Below are 24750 nucleotides of genomic sequence, written 5' to 3' on the forward strand. Positions count from 1 at the left end.
GAGCCCGAGGCGCTCGCGCTCGCCGCTGGGCAGGACGTCGACCTGGCCGTGGTCGACCGACTGCTCACCGGGGTGGCCCGCGAGCGGCCACACGCCGACGTGGCCAAGGCGGTGGCCCACTACCTGGACCGGCTCGATGCTGATGGTCCCGAGCCCGATCCGACCGAGGGCCGCCGGCTGGTGCTGGCCAAGCAGGCGGATGGGAGTCTCACCGGCCGGTTCGACCTGGACGCGGTGGGTGGGGAGAGGCTGCAGGCGGCGCTGGAGGCCCTGGTGCAGGCCGGCCGGGCCGCCGCCGACGAGCGGACCCGCGCGCAGCGGCTGGCCGACGCGCTGGTGCAGCTGTGCGCCAACCAGCTGGCCGCCGGCAGCCTGCCGACGCTGCGCGGGCACAAGCCGCAGGTCCTCGTCACGCTCGGCATCGAGGACCTGGTCGACCCCGCGATCGGCCGCGGCGCGGTGGAGATGGGCTTCGGCGCGCAGATCTCCCACCCGCGCCCGCTGGCTGGCCTGCGACGGGCAGGTGACCCGCATCGTGCTGGGCCCGGACGGGGTGCCGCTGGACCACGGCCGCACGGTGCGGCTGTTCCCCGCCCACGTGCGCCGCGCCGCCGAGGTGCGCGACGGCGGGTGCGTGTTCGCCGGCTGTGCGGCGCCCACCTGGTGGTGCGACGTCCATCATGTGCTGGCCTGGGTCGACGGCGGAGCGACCGACCTGGCCAACGCCGCGCTGCTGTGCGAGCGGCACCACACCAAGGTCCACCACGGCTTCCGGGTCGAGCGACGACCCGACGGGCGATGGCGCACCTGGCGACCCGACGGCACCGAGATCCGCACCGGACCCCAGCGCACCGGCCCACCCCTGGCCACCGCCGCCTGATCCACGCCACCGTCGGCAGCCGACCGATGCCTACCCCTGGCGCCGACCGGCTGCCGGCTGCCCGTGCGTCGGCACGGACGCTGGAGCGGGAAGGGCTCGAGGACCGCGGCCACGGTGAGGCCGGCCAGGACGACGAGGAACCGGCCCTCGGCGCTCACACCAGCCGCAGGACGCCCGACGCCGTGGCGAGCACCGCGGCGATCAGCAGCACGACGGCGAAGGCGACCTGCGGGCCGGTGCGCCCCTTCGTGTCGTGGTCGGCCTTCCAGATGCTCCACGCGCCGCCGAGCAGGAAGCCGCCGAGGACGAGCAGCAGGACCGCGAAGGTCACGCGAGGAACCGGAGGTCGATCATCGGCGTCACAGAGCGCCCTTGGTGGAGGGGACGTCGGTGACCCGCGGGTCGATGGCGACGGCGGCCCGCAGCGCCCGCGCCAGCGCCTTGAACTGGCCCTCGACGATGTGGTGGGCGTCGCGGCCGGCGTAGAGCACCCGCACGTGCAGGCTGATCCGCGCGTTGAACGCGAAGGACTCGAGCACGTGCTTGGTGAGCGACGTCGGGTAGTCCGGCCCGATCATCGGCGTCATGCCCTCCGGCTCGGCGTGCACGAAGTACGGCCGGCCGGAGAGGTCGACGGCCGCCTGCGCGAGCACCTCGTCCATCGGGATCGTCGCGTCGCCGTAGCGGGTGATGCCCTTCTTGTCCCCGAGGGCCTGCGCGAACGCCTGGCCGAGGGCGATGGCGACGTCCTCCACGGTGTGGTGGGCGTCGATGTGCAGGTCGCCGTCGGCCCGCACGGTGAGGTCGATGCCGCTGTGCTTGGACAGCGAGGTCAGCATGTGGTCGTAGAACCCGACCCCGGTGCTGATCGAGCTGGTGCCGGTGCCGTCGAGGTCCAGCTCGACGACGAGCTTGGTCTCGCTGGTCTCGCGCTCGACGCGTGCGGTACGACTCATGACGACGAGTCTCCCAGGTGGAGCTCGGCGACCACCTCACCCAGGGTGGTGCGAGGCGTCTGCCGGGCGGCGCCCATCACGCGGCACCCTGCTCCCGGACGACCTCACCCAGCGCCGTGAGGAAGGCATCGGTCTCCTCCGTGGTGCCGGCCGTCACCCGCAGCCAGCCGGGCAGGCCGACGTCCCGGACGAGGACGTCGTGCTCGAGCAGCGCGCGCCACACGGCTGGGGCGTCGGCGAAGTGCCCGAACAGGACGAAGTTGGCGTCGCTCGGGACGCTCGTCAGCCCCAGGCCCGGCAGCGCGGCGACGATCCGGTCCCGCTCGGCCCGGACCGCGTCGACGGTCGCCAGCAGCGCCTCGGTGTGCGCCAGCGCCGTCCGCGCGGCCGCCTGGGTCAGCGACGACAGGTGGTAGGGCAGCCGGACCAGCTGCAGCGCGTCGACGACGGCGGGGTCGGCGGCCAGGTAACCCAGTCGCAGGCCCGCCATGCCGAACGCCTTGCTCATCGTCCGGCTCACCAGCAGCCGCGGCCGGCCGGGCAGCAGGGTGAGCGCCGACCGGGTACCGGTGCGGGCGAACTCGGTGTAGGCCTCATCGACGACGACCACGCCGTCGGTGGCGTCGTAGATCCTCGCGATCGTCTCGAGCGCGACCGCGGTGCCGGTCGGGTTGTTCGGGCTGGTCACGAAGACGACGTCGGGGCGGACCTCGCGCACCTGCGCGGCGGCCTGCGCGGCGTCGATGCTGAAGTCCTCCCGGCGGTGCCCGTCGACCCAGGCGGTGCCGGTGCCGGCCGAGATGATCGGGTGCATCGAGTAGGACGGCGTGAAGCCCAGCGCCGTCCGCCCTGCCCCACCGAAGGCCTGCAGGACCTGCTGCAGCACCTCGTTGGAGCCGTTGGCCGCCCAGACCTGGGCCGGCTCGACCGCCTCCCCGCTGGTCCGGCTCAGGTAGGCGGCCAGGTCGCGGCGCAGCTCGAGCGCGTCGCGGTCGGGGTAGCGGTTGAGCTGCAGCGCCGCGTGCCCCAGCGCCTCGCCCAGGTCGGCCAGCAGCTCCGGCGGCAGCGGGTGCGGGTTCTCGTTCGTGTTGAGCCGGTACTTGACCTGCAGCTGCGGGGCGCCGTAGGGCGTGCGGCCACGCAGCTCCGGCCGCAGCGGGAGCTCGTCGAGGGAGCTCACGACTTCTGCCGGGCGCGGACGGCGGCGGCGTGCGCGGGCAGGTCCTCGGCGCCGGCCAGGGCGTCGATGTGGTCGGCGACGTCGGCGAGGGCCCGCTCGTCGTACTCGACCAGGTGGATGCCGCGCAGGAACGACTGCACCGACAGGCCGCTGGAGTGGCGCGCGCACCCGCCGGTGGGCAGCACGTGGTTGGAGCCGGCGATGTAGTCGCCCAGCGAGACCGGCGACCAGGCGCCGACGAACACCGCCCCGGCGTTGCGCACCCGCATCGCCACCTCGCGCGCGTTCCGGGTCTGGATCTCCAGGTGCTCGGCGGCGTAGGCGTCGACCACGCGCAGACCGGCGTCGACGTCGTCCACCAGCACGATGCCGGACTGGCTGCCCTGCAGCGCGGTGGTGATCCGGTCGGAGTGCTTGGTCGAGGCGACCTGCCCGGGCACCAGGTCGAGGACGGCCTCGGCGAGCGCCTCGCTGTCGGTGACCAGCACCGCGCCGGCCAGCGGGTCGTGCTCGGCCTGGCTGATCAGGTCGGCCGCGACGTGCACCGGGTCGGCGGTCTCGTCGGCGAGGATCGCCACCTCGGTCGGGCCGGCCTCGGAGTCGATGCCGATGAGCCCCCGCAGCAGCCGCTTGGCCGCCGTCACGTAGACGTTGCCGGGCCCGGTGACCATGTCGACCGGCTCGCAGGAGCCGGCGCCGTAGCCGAAGACGGCGATCGCCTGCGCCCCGCCGACGGCGTAGACCTCGGTGACGCCGAGCAGCGCGCACGCGGCCAGCACGCCGGGGTCGGGGAGGCCACCGTGGTCGCGCTGCGGCGGGGAGGCGACCGCGATCGACTCCACCCCGGCGATCTGCGCGGGGACGACGTTCATCACGACGCTGGACAGCAGCGGCGCCAGCCCGCCGGGCACGTAGAGGCCGACGCGGCGCACCGGCAGCCAGCGCTCGGTGACCGTGCCGCCGGGGACGACGTCGGTGGTCACGTCGGTGCGGCGCTGGTCGGCGTGCACCGTCCGGACGCGGGCGATGGCCTCCTCGAGGGCGGCCCGGACGGCCGGGTCGATGCCGGCGAGCGCGGCGTCGATCGCCTCCTGGGGGACGGCGAAGTCCTCGAGGTCGACGCCGTCGAGCCGGGCGGTGATCTCGCGGACGGCCTGGGCGCCGCGCACCCGCACGTCCTCGCACAGCGGCCGGACCGTGGCCAGCACCGAGTCGATGTCGGTGGCGGCGCGGGGCAGCAGGCCGGCGAGCTCACGCAGCCCGGGCAGGGCGGATCCACGCAGGTCGATGCGGGCGAGCACGGGCGGACCTCCGGTGCGGGGACGGAACACCCCAGGGTAGCCGCCGGCGGTGGGCGCCCCGGCGTGCTGTCCCGTCCGGGGACCGGGCCCACCCGTAGGCTCGCCAGCCGTGGACGTCATCCCGCTCTTCCCGCTGGGGACGCCGCTGTTCCCCGGGGTGGTCCTGCCGCTGCAGGTCTTCGAGCCGCGCTACCGGCGGCTGGTGCGCGACCTGCTGGAGCGTCCGGAGGACAGCACCCGCTGCTTCGGCGTGGTGGCCATCCGGCAGGGCTGGGAGGTCGAGGACGTCGCCCCGGCCGAGGCCCTCTACGACGTCGGCTGCACCGCGAGGCTGCAGACCGTGCGGCCGCAGCCGGACGGCGGGTTCCGCATCATCACGGTCGGCGGCGACCGCTTCCGGCTGCTCGACCTCGTCGTCGGGGAGGAGCCGCCCTATCTGCAGGCCGAGGTCGAGTGGCTGGCCGAGGAGGAGGCCGCCGAGGAGGCCGCCGGCGACCAGGAGGGCCTGGCCGCGCCCGGCGGGTGGCCGGCCGACCCGCAGCACGAGGACCTGGTGTCGGACGTGGCGCGCGGCTCGATGGAGGTGCTGGTGCGCGGGGTGGGAGACCTGTTCGGCCGCTACGTCACCGCCGTGGCCACCCTCACCGGGGACGTCGACGGTGAGGAGGCCGACACCTCCGAGCTGCTCGAGGCGGTCTCCGGCGAACCGCGGGCGCTGTCCTACCTGGTGGCCTCGGCGGCACTGCTGACCACCGAGGACCGGCAGGAGCTGCTGGCCGAGTCCGCCACCCGCCGGCGGCTGCAGACCGAGTCCCGGCTGCTGCGCCGCGAGCTGACCCTGCTGGAGACGATCGGTGCGGTGCCCGCGCCGCTGCAGCGCTTCACCGGCCCGCGCAGCGTCAACTGAGCGGACCCCGTCCTCCCCACCGCCCGCAGGCTCGCGCCGAGCCGCTGGACGGGGCTGACCCGGGACGGGCCCGCGGCGAGCCCGTGAACGGGACCGACGGGGCCGGAGGGGTGACCGTCGGGGCGTCGCCTAGGAGTGCAGGGCGTCCTCGGCGGCCGTGGTCTCGGGCACCGGGCGGCCGGCGTGCGGGACGGCCGGGACCGGATCGGGCCGGTCCAGGTCCTCGGAGGCGGTGAGCAGCGCGGAGACCACGTAGCCCAGGACGGCGAGGAACGGCGCCACCGCCAGCGCCGCGGGCGAGCCGAGCCGCAGCGGCGTGATCACGCGGGTGCCCACGGCGGCGAGCTCGGCCGGCGAGGGACCGGCGCCGAGCAGCTCGCCGAGCCTCCAGGCGGCGAGCGACGCCAGGACCGTGCCGAGGGCGAGGGCGAGCACGGTGGCGACCCCGCGCCGGCGTCGCAGGCGCCAGGCGGCCAGCCCGGCCACCAGCCCGAGGCCGGCCAGCACGAGGGTGAGGACGCCGTCGTCGGCGAAGAGCAGCTCGGCCGACGGGTGCCCGACGGGGACCGGACCGTCCGCGGTGACCTCGAAGGTCGCCCGCGGCGCCAGCGCCCACCAGAGCAGCCCGGCAGCCACCCCCGCCAGGAGCAGCACACCGACCAGCACGAGTGCGCCGCGCAGGTCGGCGCGCAGCTCGGCCCGGCCGGGCCACCGGGCACCGGCTCCCCAGCGGGCAGGGGGGACGGGCGGCGGCCCGGGGGGAACGGCTGCGGAGGTGCTGTCCACGACCCCAGTCAACCGCGTGGGGCGCCCCGGCCGCTGGCGCCCCTGCCCGGAGGTGGTGGCCGTGCGCCTGCGGGCGGTCCTCCGATCGACGGCGGGAGCGCCGGGGCAGGTGTCAGTAGCCTTCCGCCCGTGAGCAGCGCGGGAGCGGCTCGCCGGCTGGACGAGGCCGCGCGCCGGCTGGCGCCGGGCTACTTCGCCCTGGTGATGGCCAGCGGCATCGTCTCCATCGGGCTGGACCAGCACGGGCGGCACCTCCTGTCGGTACTCCCGCTGCTCGTGTGCGGAGTCTCCTACGCGGTGCTGCTCGTCCTCAGCGGGTGGCGTGTGCTGGTGCACCGCGATGCGGTACGCGCGGACCTGGCGGACCCCAACCGGGGCTTCGGCTTCTTCACCTTCATCGCGGGCAGCAACGTCCTGGGGGTCCGCGTGGCCATGGACGGGCACCACGCCGTGGCCCTGGTGCTGCTGGCGGTCGCCGGAGCGGCGTGGCTCGTGCTGGGCTACCTCATCCCGTGGACCGCGGTCATGGTCCGGCACACGCGCCCGGCGCTCGGGGCCGCGGACGGCACCTGGTTCACCTGGGTGGTGGCCGTGCAGTCGATGGCCGTCTCCGCGGCGACCCTGGAGCCGGCGGTACCCGGCCTGCGCCACGCCCTGGCCGCGACTGCGGTGTTCTCCTGGTCGGTCGGCGTCTTCCTCTACGCAGCGGTCGGCGTCATGGTCTCCGCCCGGCTGCTGGCGTACGACCTGCGGGCGACCGACCTGACCCCGCCGTACTGGATCGCGATGGGCGCCACCGCCATCAGCGTCCTCGCCGGTGCGCGGATCGTGGACATGCGCCCCTCCCCGATGGTCGAGGCGACCCGGGGGCTGATCGCCGGTGTCGTGGTCCTCCTGTGGGCCTTCGGGACCTGGCTGATCCCCGTCCTCGTGGCGGCCGGGTGGTGGCGGCACCGGGTGCACCGCGTACCGCTGGTCTACGAGTCCTCGCTGTGGGCGATCGTCTTCCCCCTGGGCATGTACGCCGTCGCCGGCACGTCCCTCGCCCGGGTCGACGACCTGCCGCTGGCCGGTGCCGTGGGTGCCGTGGGCATCTGGATCGCGCTGGCTGCGTGGGGCGTGACGCTGCTGGCGATGCTGGCGCACCTGAGCCACGCCGCCGTCCGGCCCGGCGCCGACTCCGGCTGACCGGGCCGACGGCGGTCGGCGGACCGACCGCGCTGCTGCTCCCCGCCCTACTGCTCCCCCACGCCGGGGCCCGCGCGGCGTGGGGGCAGCAGGGCCCTCCCTCACAGCAGGGCGACGCTGGTCGGGCCCAGCAACGCCTTGATGTCACCCATCAGCGCCGTGCTGGGCCGCACCCGCAGGCCCTGGTCGAGCCGCAGTACGGTCTCGCGGCCGCCGTTGAGCAGCTTGAGGTGGACCTCGGTCGTGCCCGGGTGGCTGCCCAGGACCTCACGCAGCCGCTCGACGACCGGCGGGGTGCAGCGGGCCGCCGCCATCGAGACCAGCACCGGGCCGCGCGCGCCCTCGGTGAGCTCGGGGATGGTCACCTCGGAGCCGAACAGCGAGGGCTGGTCGTCGCGGCGGCTGATCCGGCCCTTGACCACGACGATCTGGTCGCGGACGACCTTCTCCGAGACCTCCGCCCACGTCTTCGGGAAGAACAGCACCTCGATGCCGGACTCGAGGTCCTCCAGGGTCGCGATGGCCCACGGCGCGCCCTGCTTGTTGGTGCGCGGGGCGACCGAGGTGAGGATGCCCGCGATGGTCACGTTGGCGCCGTCCTCGACGCCGCCGGCGTTGATCTCGGCGATCGGCGTGTCCGCGTTGGCCGCCAGCACGTGCTCCACGCCGTGCAGCGGGTGGTCGGAGACGTAGAGGCCGAGCATGTCGCGCTCGAAGACCAGCCGCTCGGACTTCGACCAGTCCGCCGTGGGGACCGCGATGTCCAGCGCGCCGCTGAACGGGTCGTCGCCGCCCTCGTCCCCGAAGCTGCCGAAGAGGTCGAACTGCCCCTCGGCCTCCTTGCGCTTGAGCGCCATCGCCGAGTCGACGGCCTGGGCGTGGACGGCGACGATGCCCTGCCGGGAGTGGCCCAGGGAGTCGAACGCCCCGGCCTTGGCCAGGGACTCGATGACCTTCTTGTTGCAGGCGACCGTGTCGATCTTGCGCATGAAGTCCGCGAAGTCCTTGAAGGCGCCCTTCTCCTCGCGGGCCCGGCGGATCGAGTCGACGACGTTGTGCCCGACGTTGCGCACCGACGCCAGACCGAAGCGGATGTCGGTGCCGACGGCGGTGAAGTCCCAGGACGACTCGTTGACGTCCGGCGGGAGCACCTTGATGCCCATCCGCCGGCACTCGGCCAGGTAGATCGGCCGGCGGTCCTTGTCGTCGCCGACGCTGGTGAGCAACCCGGCCATGTACTCGGCCGGGTAGTTGGCCTTCAGGTAGGCGGTCCAGTAGGACACCAGGCCGTAGGCGGCCGAGTGGGCCTTGTTGAACGCGTAGTCGGCGAACGGGACGAGGATGTCCCACAGCGTCTTGATCGCGGCGTCGGAGTAGCCGCGCTCCTTCATGCCGGCCTCGAAGCCGACGAACTCCGCGTCGAGGACCGACTTCTTCTTCTTGCCCATCGCGCGGCGCAGCAGGTCGGCCTTGCCGAGGGAGTACCCGGCGACCTTCTGCGCGATCGCCATGACCTGCTCCTGGTAGACGATCAGGCCGTAGGTCGTGCCGAGGATGTCCTCCAGCGGCTCGGCCAGCTCCGGGTGGATCGGCGTGATCTCCTGCTGGCCGTTCTTGCGCAGCGCGTAGTTGGTGTGCGAGTTCGCACCCATCGGGCCGGGCCGGTAGAGCGCGCCGACGGCGGAGATGTCCTCGAAGTTGTCCGGCCGCATGAGGCGCAGCAGCGAGCGCATCGGCCCGCCGTCGAACTGGAAGACACCGAGGGTGTCACCGCGCGAGAGCAGCGCGTAGGTGGCCGGGTCGGTGAGGTCCTTGCTGATCTCGTCGAGGTCGATCGGCTCCTTGCCGTTCGCGACGATGTTGCGCAGCGCGTCGTCGATGACCGTGAGGTTGCGCAGGCCCAGGAAGTCCATCTTCAGCAGGCCGAGCGTCTCGCAGGTCGGGTAGTCGAACTGCGTGATGATCGCGCCGTCGGCCTCGCGCCGCATGATCGGGATCGAGTCGATCAGCGGGTACCGGCCGATGATGACCCCGGCGGCGTGCACGCCCCACTGGCGCTTCAGCCCCTCGAGCTTGCGCGCCTGGTCGACCACCTCGGCCGCGCCCGGGTCGGACTCGTAGCGGGCGCGGAACTCCGCGGCCTCCTTGTACCGGGGGTGCGCCGGGTCGAAGATCCCCGACAGCGGGATGTCCTTGCCCATGACGGCCGGGGGCATCAGCTTGGTCAGCTCGTCGCCGACCGAGAACGGCCGGTCGAGCACGCGGGCGGCGTCCTTGATCGCGGCCTTGGCCTTGATGGTGCCGTAGGTGACGATCTGGCTGACCCGCTCCTCGCCGTACTTCTGCGACACGTACTGGATGACCTCGCCGCGGCGGCGGTCGTCGAAGTCGATGTCGACGTCGGGCATGGAGACGCGCTCGGGGTTGAGGAACCGCTCGAAGATCAGCCCGTGCGCCAGCGGGTCGAGGTCGGTGATGCCCATGGCGTAGGCGGCCAGCGAGCCCGCCGCCGAGCCACGGCCCGGGCCGACGCGGATGCCGTTGTCCTTGGCCCAGTTGATGAAGTCGGCGACCACGAGGAAGTACCCCGGGAAGCCCATCTGGGTGATGATCCCGACCTCGTAGTCGGCCTGCTTGCGCACGTGGTCGGGGATGCCGTTCGGCCAGCGCTTGTGCAGCCCGCGCTCGACCTCCTTGACGAACCAGGAGGTCTCGTCCTCCCCCGGCGGCAGCGGGAACCGGGGCATCAGGTCCGCGCCCTCGGTGAAGCCGACCTCGCACTGCTCGGCGACCAGCAGCGTGTTGTCGCAGGCCGAGGCGAGCTCGTCGGGGAACAGCGCGCGCATCTCCGCGGCGCTCTTCAGGTAGTAGCCGTCACCGTTGAACTTGAAGCGGTTGGTCTCGTTGAGCCGCGACCCGGTCTGGATGCACAGCAGGGCGTCGTGGGCCTCGGCGTCCTCCTTGTGCGTGTAGTGCAGGTCGTTGGTGGCCAGCAGCGGGATGCCCAGCTCGCCGGCGATCTGCATCAGCTGCGGGCGGGTCTTCTTCTCGATGGCCAGCCCGTGGTCCATCAGCTCGGCGTAGAAGTTCTCCCGCCCGAAGATGTCCTGGAAGTCGGCGGCGGCCTGGCGGGCGCGGTCGTACTTGCCGGCGCGCAGCCACATGTTCACCTCGCCCGACGGGCAGCCGGTGGTGGCGATGAGGCCCGTGCCGTACTGCTCGAGCAGGTCGCGGTCGAAGCGCGGCTTGCGGTACTGCCCCTCGAGGCTGGCCATCGAGGAGATGCGGAAGAGGTTGTGCATGCCCTCGGTGGTGCGCGCCAGCAGCGTCATGTGCGTGTAGGCGGCCTTGCCGCGCGAGGAGCCGCCCTCGCCGTCCTCGTCGATGAGGTTGTCGCCGAAGTCGAACGGCGCGCGGTCGAAGCGCGAGCCGGGCGTGTAGTAGCCCTCCATGCCGATGATCGGCTTCACGCCGGCGGCCTTGGCCTGCTTGTAGAAGTCGTAGGCGCCGAAGACGTTGCCGTGGTCGGTCATCGCCAGCGCGGGCATCCCCTGCTCGGCGGCGGCCTTGGTGACCTCCGGGAGCTTGGCTGCGCCGTCGAGCATCGAGTACTCGGTGTGTACGTGCAGGTGCACGAACGAGTCGGACGACGGGGTGCTCACGGGCGTTGGTGCTCCTCACGGGTCGTGCGTGCCCGGCCGTCGGGGATCCGGCGGGCGACCGGCGGGGAAGACCGGCGGTGCTGTGGTCCGGGGTGCGGGCCGGGGGGTGACCCGATCCTCGCACCACGGAGGTCTACTCCGGGGGACCGACAGGAAGGTGTCTCGCCACAGGCGGACCGATCGGTCACACCAGCGGACGCCGCATCGTGACGTGGGCGATGCCCGCCTCCTCGTACACGCCCCCGACGGCGGTGTAGCCGGCCCGTTCGTAGAAGCCCCGGGCCGGCAGCTGGGCGTGCAGCTCCACCTCCGTCAGGCCCAGCGCGACGGCCTGCCGGTGCAGCTCGGCGAGGACGGCGGCGCCGTACCCGCGCCCGCGGGCCGCGGCGTCGACCGCCATCCGGCCGATCACCGCGCGCCCGTCGCGGACCAGCAGCCGCCCGGTGGCCACCACGCGCCCCGCGTCGTCCTCGGCCAGGGCGTGCACCGCGGTGGCGTCGTGCGCGTCCTGCTCGATCTCGGCGGGCACGCCCTGCTCCTCGACGAAGACGCGGGTGCGCAGGGCGGCCACCTGCGGCCAGTCCGCGGCCGTGGCCCGCCGGGCGCTCACGTCGGCCGCCGGACGACGTCGGGCAGCGCGGACGTGGGCACGAGCAGGAAGCGCAGGTCGATCAGCGCGTGCAGGACGACGGGCAGCAGCAGCGACCCGGTGCCCAGGTAGAGGCCGGCCATGACCCCGCCCAGGACGCCGGTGGTCACGATGCCCGCCACCCCCTGGTAGGCGTGCGCCAGCCCGAACGCCAGCGCGCCGATCGCGACCAGCGCCGGCGTCGGCAGACCGCCGCCGACCGCGGCGACCACGGCGAGCAGGAACCCGCGGTAGAGCCACTCCTCGCAGACGCCGGCGGTGACCCCGACCAGCGTGAACAGCCGCCGCTCCGCCGTCGTCCGGGGCAGCAGCGCCAGGGTGGCGTGGACGGCCGGCTCGGCGTGCCGCCCCTCCCCCGGCCGGCGTACCTCTGCCGCCCGCGCGAGCCCGCCGGAGCGCAGCGCCCGCGTCGAGACGACGACGAAGCCGAGGACCAGCACGGTGGCGGCGAGGGCGACGGGGCCCGGCCACGACCGCGGCCAGCGCAGTCCCACGGCCGCGGCGTCCACCCCGGGCGCGGACAGCCACACGACGAGGGCGAGCGCCGCCAGCCCCCACTCGAGCACCAGCAGCCGGCCGTAGAAGGCCCGCCGGGCGCCGTCCTCGGTGCGCAGCCGGCCCTCGAACCGCCGGTGCAGCACGTGGCCGACGAGCGGCTCGCCGACCACCAGGTAGCCCGCGACGGCGACCGCGGACAGCGCGGCGGGGCCCCAGTCGGCCAGCGAGCCCGGCAGCCCGACCGTGGTCACGGTCGAGCTCGCAGGCTCGCTCGCACCGGCGTCAGGACTCGGCGCGCAGGATGTCGAGCGCGCCGGCCAGGTCGGACGGGAAGGGGCTGGTGAACTCCATCCAGCGACCGTCGGCCGGGTGCGGGATGCCCAGCCGCGCGGCGTGCAGCCACTGCCGGGACACGCCCAGCCGGGCGGCCAGCGTCGGGTCGGCCCCGTACATCGCGTCACCGACGCAGGGGTGGCGCAGCGCCGAGAAGTGCACCCGGATCTGGTGGGTGCGGCCGGTCTCCAGCCGGATGTCGACCAGACTGGCGGCCGGGAAGGCCTCGACCACCTCGTAGTGGGTCACCGACGGGCGCCCGCCCTGGACGACGGCGAACTTCCAGTCGTGCCTGGGGTGCCGGTCGATCGGGGCGTCGATGGTGCCGCGCGAGGGGTCCGGGTGGCCCTGGACGAGAGCGGCGTAGCCCTTCTCGACGGTGCGCTGCTTGAACGCGGCCTTGAGCGCGGTGTAGGCCCGCTCGCTCTTCGCCACGACCATCAGCCCCGTCGTCCCGGCGTCGAGCCGGTGGACGACGCCCTGCCGCTCCGCGGCACCCGAGGTGGAGATGCGGTACCCGGCGGCGGCCAGTCCGCCGACGACGGTGGGCCCCTCCCAGCCGGGACTGGGGTGCGCGGCGACGCCGACCGGCTTGTCGACCACCACGATGTCGTCGTCGTCGTGGACGACGGTCAGCCCGGCGACCGGCTCGGGCGGGGCCGGCTCGCCCGGCGGCGGGGGCAGCTCGACCTCCAGCCAGCTGCCGCCGCTGACCCGGTCGCCCTTGTCGCGGACCCGCCCGTCGAGGACGACCGCACCCGCGTCGGCGAGGTCGGCGGCCGCGCCGCGGGAGAGGCCGAACAGCCGGGACAGCGCCTGGTCGACGCGCTGGCCCTCGAGCCCGTCGGGCACCGGGAGCGCTCGGTGCTGGCCCGCGGGGTTCGTCACGGGGTCCATTCTGACCGTCGCGGCCGGAGGGCCGGTGCAGCACCGCCCGGGCGTGGTGAGGTGCTGGAACGGCCCCGCGTCAGGAGCCCTCCGACGGAGCCTGCGAGGCGCGGGGAGGAGGGTGGTCCTCCTTCAGTCGCGCGGCGCGGCGTCGTCCCCGGTGTCCCCACCGCTGCTGCGGGTGCCGTCGAACTCGATGCCGCGCAGCGCGAGGACCACGCCCAGCACACCCCCGCAGACGATCGCGGAGTCGGCGACGTTGAACACGGGGTAGACCTCGCCGTCGGGCGCGAACACCGAGATGAAGTCGACGACCCCGCCGCGCAGGAAGCCCGGCTCGCGGAAGACGCGGTCGACGAGGTTGCCGACCGCCCCGCCCAGCACCAGGCCGAGCGCGACGGCCCAGCCGGTGGAGAACAGCCGGCGCGCCGTGCGCACGATCACCACCGCGACGGCGACCGCGATGAGCGTGAAGACGACGGTGAAGCCCTCGGCGAAGGAGAACGCAGCGCCGGTGTTGCGGGTGTGCGTGAGGTACAGCGCACCGCCGAGCAGCCGGATGTCGGCCCCGCGCTCGATCGTGGCGACGACGAGCAGCTTGGTGACCAGGTCCAGGGCGAGCACCGCCAGTGCGAGCACGAGCAGCAGCCGGGTGCGGGGACGCCGTCCGGGGGTGCCGGTCGCCGCGACGGCGCCGTCCCGGGGGTCGCTCGGATCGGACAGGAGGGCTCCTCGGTCGATGGCCTGGCGGGGCCGGCGCGGCCGGTGGGCGCCGTCCCGACCGACCATAGCCGCGGGGGTCGAGCCGCCCTGCCGCGCACCCCGCCGCGCCGCAACTCGGAGGCGGTGTGGTCCATCTCATGACGGTGTGCGACACATCTCACCACGTGGAGTGACACGTTGAGGAGCGAGCTGGCCGATGTTGGGAGAGCTGCATTTCTCCCCGAGCAGGGAAGGCCCCCGTGTCCACCGATCTCGCCCCGGCCACCGACCCCGACGTAGTGCTCGTGGGCGGTGGCGTCATGAGCGCGACCCTCGCGTCGCTGCTCGGCATCGTCGCCCCGGACTGGAGCGTCACCGTCTTCGAGTCCGGACCGGCGGTCGCCGGCGAGAGCTCCGGCCCCTGGAACAACGCGGGCACCGGACACGCGGCGCTGTGCGAGCTGAACTACACGCCCGCGGGCAAGGACGGCTCGGTCGACGTCTCCAAGGCCGTGACGATCAACGAGCAGTTCCAGGTCTCGCGGCAGTTCTGGTCGCACCTGGTCCGCTCGGGGCTGACCGGCGCGCCCAAGGACTTCATCACCCCCGTCCCGCACGTCAGCTTCGTGACCGGCGAGGCCGGCCGCGCCTACATGCGCACGCGCCACGGGGCGATGTCCGCGCAGCCGGTGTTCGAGGGCCTGGAGTACACCGACGACCCCGGCGTCATGGCCGAGTGGCTGCCGCTGATGATGGCCGGGCGCCCCGCCGACCAGGTGGTCGCCGCGACCCGCTCGGCCGCGGGCACCGACGTCGACTTCGGGTCGCTGACCCGGCTGCTGTTCGGCGCCGCCGAGGAGCGCGGTGTGCACGTGCACGTCAACCAGCGGGTCACCGACGTCGAGCGGCGGGACGACGGCCGATGGACCGTGACCGTGCGCGACACCGTCAGCGGTGAGGAGCGCACCGTCCGCACCCGGTTCCTGTTCGTCGGGGCCGGCGGTGGCGCGCTGCCGCTGCTGCAGAGGGCCGCCATCCCCGAGATCCGCGGCTTCGGCGGGTTCCCGGTCAGCGGCATGTTCCTGCGGACCCGCTCCCCCGAGCTGGTCGCGGCGCACCAGGCGAAGGCCTACGGCCAGGCCGCCGTCGGTGCCCCACCCATGTCGGTGCCGCACCTGGACCTGCGCCTCATCGACGGCGACCACTCGCTGCTGTTCGGGCCCTACGCCGGCTTCTCCCCGAAGTTCCTCAAGGCCGGTTCGGTGTTCGACCTGCCGCTGAGCGTCAAGCCGAACAACCTGAGCTCGATGCTGGGCGTCGCCCGCACCGAGCTGGCGCTGACCCGTTACCTGGTCGGCGAGCTGCTCCAGACCCGCAGCGCCCGGCACGAGACGCTCACCGCCTTCGTGCCGTCGGCCCAGCAGGAGGACTGGGACATGATCACCGCCGGCCAGCGGGTGCAGGTCATCAAGCGCGACCCCGCGACCGGCCGCGGCGTCCTGCAGTTCGGCACCGAGCTCGTCGTCGGCGGCGAGGGGACCATCGCCGGTCTGCTCGGTGCCTCCCCCGGCGCCTCGACCGCCGTCTCGGCGATGCTCACCGTGCTGGAGCGCTGCTTCCCCGACCGGATCGCCGCCTGGCGCCCGAAGCTGCAGGAGGCCATCCCCTCCTACGGCCGCCGGCTCAACGAGGACCCGGCCCTGCTGGCCGAGGTCCGCGCCCAGACGATGCAGACCCTGGAGCTCAACGGCTGAGTGATCGGTCGGCCTACCGGCCGACACCGCGGCCAGGTGCCGTCCCCGGCCGCCGTTGAGCCGCTGCCCGTGTCCCGGCCGGGGACCCTCCGGGCCCCGCACCCGGTCCACCCCGGCCAGGTGCCGTCCCCGGCCGCCGTTGAGCCACCCCGCCCCGTCTCGGGATGCCGGAGTGGCCCCCTGCAGGGTCCCGCCGCGAGCCTGCGAGTGGCGGGGGGCAGGGGTCCTTTCTCAGTCGGCCTCGGACGCGGCGCCGGTCTCGCCGCGCCAGGTGGCCAGCCGGCCGGCCCGGCTGACCGCGCGCAGCCGCCGCTCGGCCTCGGCCCGGGAGCCCCGCGTGGACACCAGCAGCGCCTGGTCGCCGCGCATGAGCCGGGTCGTCGGGCCGGGCACGAACGACCGGCCGTCCCGCACGATGAGCACCACCGCCGCGTCCTCCGGCAGTCGCAGCTCCGGCAGGTAGACGCCGTGCAGCCGCGAGCCCTCCGGCACGGTCAGCTGCATCAGCTCCGCGTCCAGCTCCTCCAGCGGTGCCGCCTCGACCTGCACGTCGCGGGGCGTGACGGGGGTGGCGATCCGCAGGCGCCGCGCGAGCCACGGCAGCGACCAGCCCTGGACGATCGTGAAGACGACGACCAGCACGAAGACCGTGTCGAAGACGGTCCTCGCCCCGGGGACCTGCATGGTCAGGGGGATGATGGCCGCGACGATCGGCACCGCCCCGCGCAGGCCGGCCCAGGAGATGAACACCTGCTGCGCCCACGGGAACCGGAACCACACCAGGCTGGCCACCACCGACAGCGGCCGGGCGAGCAGCAGCAGCGCGCCGCCCACCACGAGCGCCGGACCCACGGCGTCGGACAGCCGGCCCGGCGACACGAGGAGACCCAGCAGGACGAACAGGCCGATCTGCGCCAGCGAGGCCATGCCCTCGGCGAAGCCGATGCTCGCCGCCCGGTGCGGGAGCGCGGCGTTGCCCAGCACCAGTCCGCAGAGATAGACCGCGACGAAGCCGGAGGTGTGCGCCAGCGACGCCGACGAGTACGCGAGCACGCAGAGCGCCAGCGTCGCCAGCGGGTAGAAGCCGGCCACGGGGAGCGCCACCCGGCGCAGCAGCGCGGCGCCCCCGAAGCCGATCCCGATCCCGATGACGGCGCCCCCGGCGAGCTCAGCGGCCACCTCCAGGCCGACCAGCCACCACGGCAGCGTCGTCGCCCCGGTGAGCGACTCGGCCAGCACGGTCACGAGCAGGATGACCGGAGCGTCGTTGAGGCCGCTCTCGGCCTCCAGGGATGCGGCCAGCCGCCGCGGGAGGGGCAGCCGCCGCAGGGTCGCGAAGACGGCGGCGGCGTCGGTGGAGCTGATGACCGCGGCCAGCAGGAGGGCGAAGCCCCAGTCGTAGCCGAGGACCAGGACGCCGACGGCCGCGGTCACCACCACGCTGACCGCGACGCCGACCGTGGACAGCGAGACCCCGGGCCCGATCGCCCGACGGACGTCGCCCCACCGCGTCGTGAGACCACCCTCCGCCAGGATGACGACGAGAGCGGCGTACGCCAGCGTGTGGGTGAGGCGGTAGTCCTCGAACTGGACGCCGAGGCCGCTCTCCCCGATGGCCACCCCGAGGGCCAGGTAGAGCAGCAGGCTGGGCAGTCCCAGCCGATCCGCCAGGCGGAGCGCGACGGCCGCCACGAGGACGACGACCGCGCCCGCGGCGAGCGCGACGGTGACCGTCGAGTTCACCGCGTGCCCCTGTCCACCTCCGCAGTCTCCCGTACCCCGAGGCCAGTGCCGTCCGGCGACCCGGCGGCCCGGACGGCGGCCGCGGGAACCGGGTCGCGCGGGGTGGGAGAATCGCGGCGTGAGCTCACCCGGCCCCTTCCGCGCGCTGCCCCCTCAGGTCGACCTGCCCGCCCTGGAGCAGGAGATCCTGGGTCGCTGGGAGGCCGACAAGGTCTTCGCCCGCACGCTGGAGGCCACCGCCGACCGGCCGCAGTGGAACGTCTACGAGGGACCGCCGACCGCCAACGGCCGCCCCGGCACGCACCACATCGAGGCGCGCGCGTTCAAGGACGTCTTCCCGCGCTTCAAGACCATGCAGGGCTGGCACGTGCCCCGCCGCGCCGGCTGGGACTGCCACGGCCTGCCGGTCGAGATCGCCGTCGAGCAGGAGCTCGGCTTCGCCGGCAAGCCCGACATCGAGCGCTACGGCATCGCCGAGTTCAACGCCCGCTGCCGGGAGTCCGTCGAGCGGCACGTCGCGGACTTCTCCGACCTCACCCGGCGGATGGGTTTCTGGGTCGACTTCTCCACGGCCTACTGGACGATGGACCCCCACTACATCGAGAGCGTGTGGTGGTCGCTCAAGCAGGTGTTCCAGAAGGGCCTGCTGGTCGAGGACCACCGGGTCGCGCCGTACTGCCCGCGCTGCGGCACCGGGCTGTCCGACCACGAGGTGGCCCAGGGCTACGAGTCGATCACCGACCCCTCGGTCTACGTGCGGCTGCCGGTCACCGACGGCGAGTGGGCCGGCCGGGCCGACCTGCTGGTCTGGACGACGACGCCGTGGACGCTGCCCAGCAACACCGCGGTGGCGGTCAACCCCGACGTCCCCTACGTCGTCGCCCGGCGCGGCAACGACACCCTCGTCGTCGCCGAGCCGCTGCTCGCGTCGGTGTTCGGCGGGACCGACGACGTCGAGGTGCTGGCCCGCACGACCGGTCGCGACTGGGAGCGGGTGCACTACCAGCGGCCCTTCGAGCTGGTCGACTTCCCCGAGGGGGAGGACGCGCACTTCGTCGTCCTGGCCGACTACGTCACCACCGACGACGGCACCGGGCTGGTGCACCAGTCCCCCGCGTTCGGCGCCGACGACCTCGCCGTCTGCCGGTCCTACGGCCTGCCGGTGGTCAACCCGATCGACGCGACCGGGCACTTCCTGGCCGACGTCCCCCTGGTGGGCGGGCACTTCTTCAAGGCCGCCGACCCCGCGCTGGTCGAGGACCTGCAGGCCCGCGGCGTGCTGTGGCGCGAGCAGCGCTACGAGCACACCTACCCGCACTGCTGGCGCTGCCACACGCCGCTCATGTACTACGCGCAGCCGTCCTGGTACATCCGCACCAGCGCGGTCAAGGACCGGCTGCTCGCCGAGAACGAGAAGACGCACTGGCACCCCGAGCACATCCAGTGGGGCCGCTACGGCGACTGGCTGCGCAACAACGTCGACTGGGCGCTGTCGCGCGACCGGTACTGGGGCACCCCGCTGCCGGTCTGGCGCAACGACGCCGACCCGCAGCGCATGGTCGTCGTCGGGTCGCTGGCCGAGCTCTCCGAGCTGACCGGCCGCGACCTGTCCGACCTCGACCCGCACCGGCCGTTCATCGACGAGGTGACCTTCACGCTGCCCGGCGAGGAGGGCACCTACCGGCGGGTGCCGCAGGTCATCGACGCCTGGTACGACTCCGGCTCCATGCCCTTCGCCCAGTGGGGCGCGCCGTACCGCAACCAGGCGGAGTTCGAGGCCGCCTACCCGGCGCAGTTCATCTGCGAGGCCATCGACCAGACCCGCGGCTGGTTCTACTCGCTGATGGCCGTCGGCACGCTCGTCTTCGACAAGAGCTCGTACGAGAACGTGCTGTGCCTGGGCCACATCCTGGCCGAGGACGGCCGGAAGATGAGCAAGCACCTGGGCAACATCCTCGAGCCCATCCCGCTGATGGACCGGCACGGCGCCGACGCCGTCCGCTGGTTCATGCTGGCCGGCGGCTCGCCGTGGTCGGCCCGCCGGGTCGGGCACGAGACGCTGTCCGAGGTGGTCCGCAAGGTGCTGCTCACCTACTGGAACACCGCCAGCTTCTTCACCCTGTACGCCGAGACCAACGGGTGGGACCCGGCGGGCGGGCGAGGGGACGGCACGGCCTCCGGCCCCGTCCCGGCGCGGGCCGAGCGGCCGCTGCTGGACCGCTGGGCGCTGGCCACCCTGGCGGAGGTCACCGAGGGCGTCACCGCCGCGCTCGAGGACTTCGACACCCAGGGCGCCGGGCGGCTGATCGCGCAGTTCGTCGACGACCTGTCCAACTGGTACGTGCGCCGCTCGCGGCGGCGGTTCTGGGACGGCGACCCCGCGGCGCTGGCCACGCTGCACGAGGTGCTCGACGTGCTGACCCGGCTGATGGCGCCGTTCACGCCGTTCGTCACCGAGGAGGTGTGGTCCCGGGCGGTGGCTCCGGGACTGACGGACGCGGTCGACAGCGTGCACCTGGCCTCCTGGCCGCAGGTGGACGAGGACGCCCGGGACGCCGCGCTCGTCGAGCAGGTGGCGCTGGTGCGCCGGCTGGTCGAGCTGGGCCGCTCGGCGCGCACCTCGGCCAAGGTGCGCACCCGCCAGCCGCTGGCCCGCGCCGTCGTCGCGGCGCCGGTCTGGGCCGAGCTGCCGCGGGACCTGGTGGCCGAGGTCGCCGACGAGCTGAACGTGTCCGAGCTGATGGACCTCTCCGCGGTCGGCGGCGACCTGGTCGACGTGAGCGTCAAGGTCGACTTCCGAGCGGTCGGCCGCCGGCTGGGCAAGCAGGTGCAGGCGGTGGCCAGGGCGGTCGCCGCCGCCGACGCGCCGGCCCTGGTGGCCGCCTACCGCGCCGGGACGGCGTCGGTCGAGGTCGACGGGGCGGCCGTGCCGCTGCAGGACGGCGACCTGGTCGTCACCGAGACGCCGCGCGAGGGCTGGACCGTGGCCAGCGGCGGCGGGCTGACCGTCGCGCTGGACCTGGAGCTGACGCCGGAGCTGGAGCGGGCCGGACTGGTCCGCGAGGCCGTGCGGCTGGTGCAGGAGGCCCGCAAGAACGGCGGGCTGGCCGTCAGCGACCGCATCGAGCTGTGGTGGACGGCGGACGACTCGATGGCCCAGGCGCTCACCGAGCACGGCGACCAGGTGGCCGACGAGGTGCTCGCCGTCCGCGTGCACGCGCAGCAGCCCGGCGACGGCGAGGGCGTCGAGGGCCCGGCCGGCTCGCGGTTCTGGGTGGCCCGCGCAGGCGCCTGAGCGGAACGACGGACCCCTCGGGATCGGCCCCCTGCAGGGGGAGGAGGACCCTCTCCCCCCACCCCTCGCGAGCTCGCGGCGGGACCTGGAGGGGGGCCGTGGGGGCGGGGGGTCCTTCCTCAGTTGTCGCGGGCTGCCTGCCGGCGGGAGCGCTCGGTGTCGGCCAGGTGCCGCACCGGGCGGCAGGTGGCGCAGGGGGTGAAGCCGTCGGTGCGCGCCTCGACCATGGGCAGGCCGATCCCCTCGCGGCCCTCGAGGGACGGGCAGCCGGGCAGGTGGTAGCGCGGGTGCTCGTCGACGACCAGGACCTCGTCGTCGAGGTCCACCACGAGCAGCAGGTCGGTGACCTCGACGTCCTCCTCGCCGGGCTCCCCCGTGACCGGGTCCGCGGGTGTCTCACGCGGCTCGTGGGCGCCGCGACGCGCCGGCGCGCCGTCGGCGAGGTGGCCGTTGCCGAGGGGGGCCGCCGGGAACGCGGGCACCGGCTCGACCGGTGACTCCTCGGCGGGTGCCCGGGCGCTGAGCGGCTCGGGCTCGCGGTCGGCCGCCGGCTCTGGCGCACGGTCGGGCTCCGTCACCCGGACCGCCGTCGCGCCGGCCGGGCGGAGCGGGGCCTCCGGCGTCCGCTCCACCGGCTCGGCGGCCGGGGCGCGCTCCTCGGGCGGCACCGCCGGTTGCCGCGCCGTGCGGCGCACCTCGGGTGGGCGGGAACCGGCCGCGTCCGCCCGTGCGGGGGCCTGCGCCGCGCGGCGGTCGAAGTCACCGGCCTCCCGCGCCGTGCGCACCCGCGCCACGACCAGCAGGACGGCGGCGAGCCCGCACGCCGCCACGCAGGCCCAGTAGAGCGCCGTCGTGCCGGTGACGACGCCGCCGACGAACAGGCCCAGGCCCAGCAGGACCAGCAGACCCGCAGCCAAGACCACGCGCCGACTGTAGCCGGGAACACAGCCGCGGGCCGCCACGGACCCGGGACGCGACAGGGCCCCCGGACGGTGTCCGGGGGCCCTGTCGTGCGGTGTGGGGACGGCCGCCCTCCCGGGGCCCTCGCCTGAGCCTGCGAGGCGCGGGGAGGAGGGGCGGTCCCCCTGCAGGGTCCCGCCCGCGAGCCTGCGAGTGGCGGGGGGGGGGCAGGGGGCCTGCGTCAGGCGCTGGCGTGCTGGTTCTGCCGGCTGCTGGAGGCCGGCTCCGCCGAACCGCGGCTGTCGAGGTCGCGCAGGTGCGACTCGAGGTAGGAGCGCAGCCGGGTGCGGTACTCGCGCTCGAAGGTGCGCAGCTCCTCGATCTTGCGCTCCAGGCTGCTGCGCTTCTCCTCCAGCGAACCCATCACCTCGTTGTGCCGGCGCTCGGCGTCCGCGTCGAGCGCGGCGGCCTTGGCGCGGGCCTCGCGCTCCATCGTGTCGGCCCGGGTGCGGGCGTCGTTGACCATGGAGTCGGCGCGCATCTTGGCCTCGCTGACCATCTGCTCGCTCTTGGCCCGCGCGTCGTTGACCATGCGCTCGCTGTTGGTCCTGGCCGCGACCACCATCTGGTCGGCCTGGGCCTTGGCCTCGTTGACGTACTTGTCGGCGGTCTCCGTGGCCAGGGCCAGCATGCGCGACGCGCGGGCGCTGTCGTCCTCGCGGACCGGCGCCGGCGGGGGCGGCGGTGCGGCGGCGGGCGCCGGGGCCGGCGGCTCGGGTGCCTCGACGGCGCGCGGGGTGCGCCCGGTCGCGGAGCCCGCGCGCAGTTCGTTGTTCTCCTCGATCAGCCGCGCCAGCTCGGCCTCCACGACGTCGAGGAAGGCATCCACCTCGTCCTCGTCGTAGCCCCGCTTGCCGATGGGGGGCTTCTTGAAGACGACGTTGTGCACGTCGGCAGGCGTGAGTGGCATCGACTTCACCTCGGGTCGGACAACGGGGACAGGGACGACGTCGGACGAGCGGCGGACGGCTCCGACCGGCCTCCGGGGCCACCGCCCCGGTCAGGGGCAACGGTCACGCGGCGCCGAGCGCGAGGCTGTCCACGATGCCACGCAGGATGTACACGGCGATCAGGAGAACCATAAACGCGAGGTCCAGGCGGATCGACCCCAGGTTGAGGGGCGGGATCACCTTCCGGATCGCCTTGAGCGGTGGGTCGGTGGTCGCGTAGACGACCTCGAGACCCGCCGCCACCAGCCCGGACGGACGCCAGCTGCGCGCCAGCACCATCACCCAGTCGACGACGAACCGTGCGAAGAGCAGCACGAGGAAGACGAGCAGGACCGACGAGAGGATGTTCCAGAAGAGAGCCACGGTCCTCGCTCGTCCAAGGGCACCCGGGGGTGCCGGTCCGGTCCTGCCACCAGTCTCAGGACTCGGCGGCGAAACCACCCTCGCGGATCCGCGCCTTGTCCTCGGCCGTCACGTCGACGTCCCGCGGGCTGAGCAGGAACACCTTGTTCGTGACGCGCTCGATGCTACCGCGCAGCCCGAACGACAGACCCGCAGCGAAGTCGACGAGCCGCTTGGCGTCGGCGTCGTCCATCTCGGTGAGGTTCATGATCACCGGCTTGCCGTCGCGGAAGCTCTCGCCGATCTGGCGGGCCTCGTTGTACGTGCGCGGGTGCAGCGTGGTGATCCGGTAGGGCTGCGGCGCCGGAGCGGGCGCGGGCGCCGGGGCCGGCTCGGGCGCGGCGGCGACCTGCTCGCGGACGGCGAGGCCCGCGGCAGCCACCGAGCCGGACACCGGGGTCGCCGGGCCGGGGATCGACGCGGGACCGGCGCCGGCCGGCCCGCCGACGCGGGAGGCGGTGGCGCCGCCCGGGCCGGGCGCGAGACCCAGGTTGCGGTTGGCCGCGGGACGCCGCGGCAGCGCGAGCGGCTCGGGGTCCGGCGCCGGCGGCAGGTCGGCGTCGAGGTCGGCGTAGTGGCGGTCGTCGGCCCGGAAGTCGCCGTCGCGGTAGTCGGGCTCGTAGCGGTCCCCGACGTCGTAGCGGTCGTCGTAACCGTTGTCGGCGGCGTAGCCGCCCTCGGAGGCGTACCGGGAGTACCGGCGGTCCTCGAGGCGGTCGTAGTGGTCGGCGTCCGCCTGGCGGGTGTCGTACCGGCCGTAGGCCCGGGCGTCGTCGTCCTCCACGAGTCCGAGGTAGATGCCCATCTTCCGCATGGCTCCGGCCATCAGCCCTGCCCTTCTCCGTACGCGCGCGTGGCCACCCGGGCTGCTGGGACCCGTGTGACTGGTGTGACTAGTCCTCCGGGGAGGGTAGGGGCCGCGTCCCGAACAGCGCGGTTCCGACACGCACGAGGGTGCTGCCGGCCGCGACCGCCTCCTCGAGGTCCGCGCTCATCCCGGCGGAGAGGTGGCGCGCCTCCGGGTGGTCGGCCCGGACCCGCTCGGCGAGCGCGGCCAGCCGCGCGAAGGCCGGGCCCGGCTCGGCACTCCGGGGGGCGACCGCCATGAGGCCGCGCAGGACGACGCCCTCCTCGGCGGCGACGGCGTCGGCCAGCGCGGGGACGTCGGCGGGGTCGGCCCCGCCGCGGGCGGCCAGCTCCCCCTCGGGCCCGCCGAGGTCGACCTGGACGAACACCTCGACCGGTCGACCGGTCTCTCCGCCGACCCGGGCCAGCGTGCGGGCCAGCGAGACCCGGTCGACCGAGTGCACGACGGCGCCCAGGCGGGCGACCGCCGCGGCCTTGTTGCGCTGCAGCTGGCCGACGAAGTGCCAGCGCAGCGGCAGGTCGGCGAGCTCGGCGGCCTTGCCGGTGAGCTCCTGGGCGCGGTTCTCCCCGAAATCGGCCTGGCCGAGGGCGGCCAGCTCGCGGACGGCGGCCGCGGGCCAGGTCTTGCTCACCGCCACCAGCGCCACCTCGGCGGGGTCCCGGCCCGCGGCGCGCGCCGCGGCGGCGATGCGGTCGCGGACGGCCTGCAGGCGGTCGGCCGGAGAGGTCACGGCCGGATCCTCCCCCGCGCCGTGCAGGTCCGCGTGCTCGGTCGGCCGCGACGTCGGGTGACCGCGTCGAGTGCGACGAACGCGTGGCCATCGAACGCGTGGCCATCGGGCGCCCACG

General features: G+C 74.3%; 21 protein-coding genes and 1 pseudogene. 6 read left to right on the forward strand and 16 right to left on the reverse strand.

Annotation, left to right across the window (positions count from 1 at the left end; genetic code table 11):
- Positions 1 to 99: 99 nt before the first annotated feature.
- Together BLS21_RS25890 and BLS21_RS25895 are read left to right on the forward strand one after the other, a co-directional pair.
- Positions 100 to 429, forward strand: a pseudogene (locus BLS21_RS25890) (DUF222 domain-containing protein); the annotation flags it as partial.
- Positions 430 to 523: 94 nt separating this feature from the next.
- Positions 524 to 880, forward strand: a complete 357-nt coding sequence (locus tag BLS21_RS25895) for an HNH endonuclease signature motif containing protein (protein WP_245700408.1) — start codon at positions 524 to 526, stop codon at positions 878 to 880.
- 154 nt (positions 881 to 1034) lie between these two features.
- On the opposite strand, the gene BLS21_RS25170 is transcribed toward BLS21_RS25895, so the two are convergent.
- From BLS21_RS25170 to hisD, 4 genes are all read right to left on the reverse strand, one after another.
- Positions 1035 to 1211: a hypothetical protein gene (locus tag BLS21_RS25170; RefSeq protein ID WP_175479566.1), complete on the reverse strand. Its 177-nt coding sequence runs from the start codon at positions 1209 to 1211 to the stop codon at positions 1035 to 1037.
- Positions 1212 to 1239: 28 nt separating this feature from the next.
- A complete protein-coding gene (hisB, locus tag BLS21_RS13805) occupies positions 1240 to 1836 on the reverse strand; it encodes an imidazoleglycerol-phosphate dehydratase HisB (protein WP_091219256.1) in 597 nt (198 codons plus the stop codon).
- Between the two features lie 76 nt (positions 1837 to 1912).
- A complete protein-coding gene (locus BLS21_RS13810) occupies positions 1913 to 3016 on the reverse strand; it encodes a histidinol-phosphate transaminase (protein ID WP_091219259.1) in 1104 nt (367 codons plus the stop codon).
- Positions 3013 to 4317: a histidinol dehydrogenase gene (gene hisD / locus BLS21_RS13815; RefSeq protein WP_091219263.1), complete on the reverse strand. Its 1305-nt coding sequence runs from the start codon at positions 4315 to 4317 to the stop codon at positions 3013 to 3015. The genes BLS21_RS13810 and hisD overlap by 4 nt, the downstream gene beginning before the upstream one ends.
- A gap of 109 nt (positions 4318 to 4426) precedes the next feature.
- Here hisD and BLS21_RS13820 point away from each other — a divergent pair, with 109 nt between their 5' ends.
- Complete coding sequence (locus tag BLS21_RS13820) at positions 4427 to 5224, forward strand: LON peptidase substrate-binding domain-containing protein (RefSeq protein WP_091219266.1); 798 nt, start codon at positions 4427 to 4429, stop codon at positions 5222 to 5224.
- A 129-nt stretch (positions 5225 to 5353) separates the two neighbouring features.
- Here the strand turns inward: BLS21_RS13820 and BLS21_RS13825 are convergent, their stop codons facing one another.
- Positions 5354 to 6010: a DUF2567 domain-containing protein gene (locus tag BLS21_RS13825; RefSeq protein ID WP_175479567.1), complete on the reverse strand. Its 657-nt coding sequence runs from the start codon at positions 6008 to 6010 to the stop codon at positions 5354 to 5356.
- 129 nt (positions 6011 to 6139) lie between these two features.
- Here BLS21_RS13825 and BLS21_RS13830 point away from each other — a divergent pair, with 129 nt between their 5' ends.
- The gene (locus BLS21_RS13830; protein ID WP_245700411.1) at positions 6140 to 7198 is read left to right on the forward strand and encodes a tellurite resistance/C4-dicarboxylate transporter family protein; all 1059 of its coding nucleotides are present in this window, start codon (positions 6140 to 6142) and stop codon (positions 7196 to 7198) included.
- A 101-nt stretch (positions 7199 to 7299) separates the two neighbouring features.
- Here the strand turns inward: BLS21_RS13830 and dnaE are convergent, their stop codons facing one another.
- The 5 genes from dnaE to lspA all read right to left on the reverse strand — a co-directional run bounded on the left by dnaE (position 7300) and on the right by lspA (position 14017).
- Positions 7300 to 10860, reverse strand: coding sequence for a DNA polymerase III subunit alpha (dnaE, locus tag BLS21_RS13835; RefSeq protein ID WP_217636130.1), 3561 nt, complete (start codon positions 10858 to 10860; stop codon positions 7300 to 7302).
- 184 nt (positions 10861 to 11044) lie between these two features.
- Positions 11045 to 11470 (reverse strand): GNAT family N-acetyltransferase, encoded by a 426-nt coding sequence (locus BLS21_RS13840; protein WP_091219271.1) that lies wholly within the window; start codon positions 11468 to 11470, stop codon positions 11045 to 11047.
- Positions 11467 to 12258 carry a CPBP family intramembrane glutamic endopeptidase gene (locus tag BLS21_RS13845; RefSeq protein WP_091219274.1) on the reverse strand — a complete coding sequence of 264 codons (792 nt, stop codon included), beginning with the start codon at positions 12256 to 12258 and terminating at the stop codon, positions 11467 to 11469. The genes BLS21_RS13840 and BLS21_RS13845 overlap by 4 nt, the downstream gene beginning before the upstream one ends.
- Positions 12259 to 12289: 31 nt before the next feature.
- The gene (locus tag BLS21_RS13850) at positions 12290 to 13237 is read right to left on the reverse strand and encodes an RluA family pseudouridine synthase (RefSeq protein ID WP_091219276.1); all 948 of its coding nucleotides are present in this window, start codon (positions 13235 to 13237) and stop codon (positions 12290 to 12292) included.
- 123 nt (positions 13238 to 13360) lie between these two features.
- Complete coding sequence (gene lspA / locus BLS21_RS13855; protein ID WP_175479568.1) at positions 13361 to 14017, reverse strand: signal peptidase II; 657 nt, start codon at positions 14015 to 14017, stop codon at positions 13361 to 13363.
- A 173-nt stretch (positions 14018 to 14190) separates the two neighbouring features.
- Here lspA and mqo point away from each other — a divergent pair, with 173 nt between their 5' ends.
- Entirely contained in the window at positions 14191 to 15684 is a 1494-nt protein-coding gene (gene mqo, locus BLS21_RS13860) for a malate dehydrogenase (quinone) (protein ID WP_091219279.1), read from the forward strand.
- 231 nt (positions 15685 to 15915) lie between these two features.
- On the opposite strand, the gene BLS21_RS13865 is transcribed toward mqo, so the two are convergent.
- The gene (locus BLS21_RS13865; RefSeq protein WP_091219282.1) at positions 15916 to 17427 is read right to left on the reverse strand and encodes a potassium/proton antiporter; all 1512 of its coding nucleotides are present in this window, start codon (positions 17425 to 17427) and stop codon (positions 15916 to 15918) included.
- A gap of 118 nt (positions 17428 to 17545) precedes the next feature.
- Between BLS21_RS13865 and ileS the strand changes: the two genes are divergently transcribed.
- Complete coding sequence (ileS, locus tag BLS21_RS13870) at positions 17546 to 20722, forward strand: isoleucine--tRNA ligase (protein WP_091219285.1); 3177 nt, start codon at positions 17546 to 17548, stop codon at positions 20720 to 20722.
- A gap of 119 nt (positions 20723 to 20841) precedes the next feature.
- On the opposite strand, the gene BLS21_RS13875 is transcribed toward ileS, so the two are convergent.
- From BLS21_RS13875 to BLS21_RS13895, 5 genes are all read right to left on the reverse strand, one after another.
- Positions 20842 to 21645 (reverse strand): hypothetical protein, encoded by an 804-nt coding sequence (locus BLS21_RS13875; RefSeq protein WP_139177118.1) that lies wholly within the window; start codon positions 21643 to 21645, stop codon positions 20842 to 20844.
- A 218-nt stretch (positions 21646 to 21863) separates the two neighbouring features.
- On the reverse strand, positions 21864 to 22592 hold the full coding sequence (gene wag31 / locus BLS21_RS13880; RefSeq protein ID WP_091219290.1) for a DivIVA-like cell division protein Wag31: 729 nt from the start codon (positions 22590 to 22592) through the stop codon (positions 21864 to 21866).
- Positions 22593 to 22695: 103 nt separating this feature from the next.
- Positions 22696 to 22995 (reverse strand): YggT family protein, encoded by a 300-nt coding sequence (locus tag BLS21_RS13885; RefSeq protein ID WP_091219293.1) that lies wholly within the window; start codon positions 22993 to 22995, stop codon positions 22696 to 22698.
- A gap of 55 nt (positions 22996 to 23050) precedes the next feature.
- Entirely contained in the window at positions 23051 to 23860 is an 810-nt protein-coding gene (gene sepF, locus BLS21_RS26230; RefSeq protein WP_091219296.1) for a cell division protein SepF, read from the reverse strand.
- A gap of 67 nt (positions 23861 to 23927) precedes the next feature.
- A complete protein-coding gene (locus BLS21_RS13895; RefSeq protein WP_091219298.1) occupies positions 23928 to 24632 on the reverse strand; it encodes a YggS family pyridoxal phosphate-dependent enzyme in 705 nt (234 codons plus the stop codon).
- Positions 24633 to 24750: the final 118 nt, after the last annotated feature.

Source organism: Geodermatophilus siccatus, assembly GCF_900103785.1.
GTDB lineage: Bacteria > Actinomycetota > Actinomycetes > Mycobacteriales > Geodermatophilaceae > Geodermatophilus > Geodermatophilus siccatus.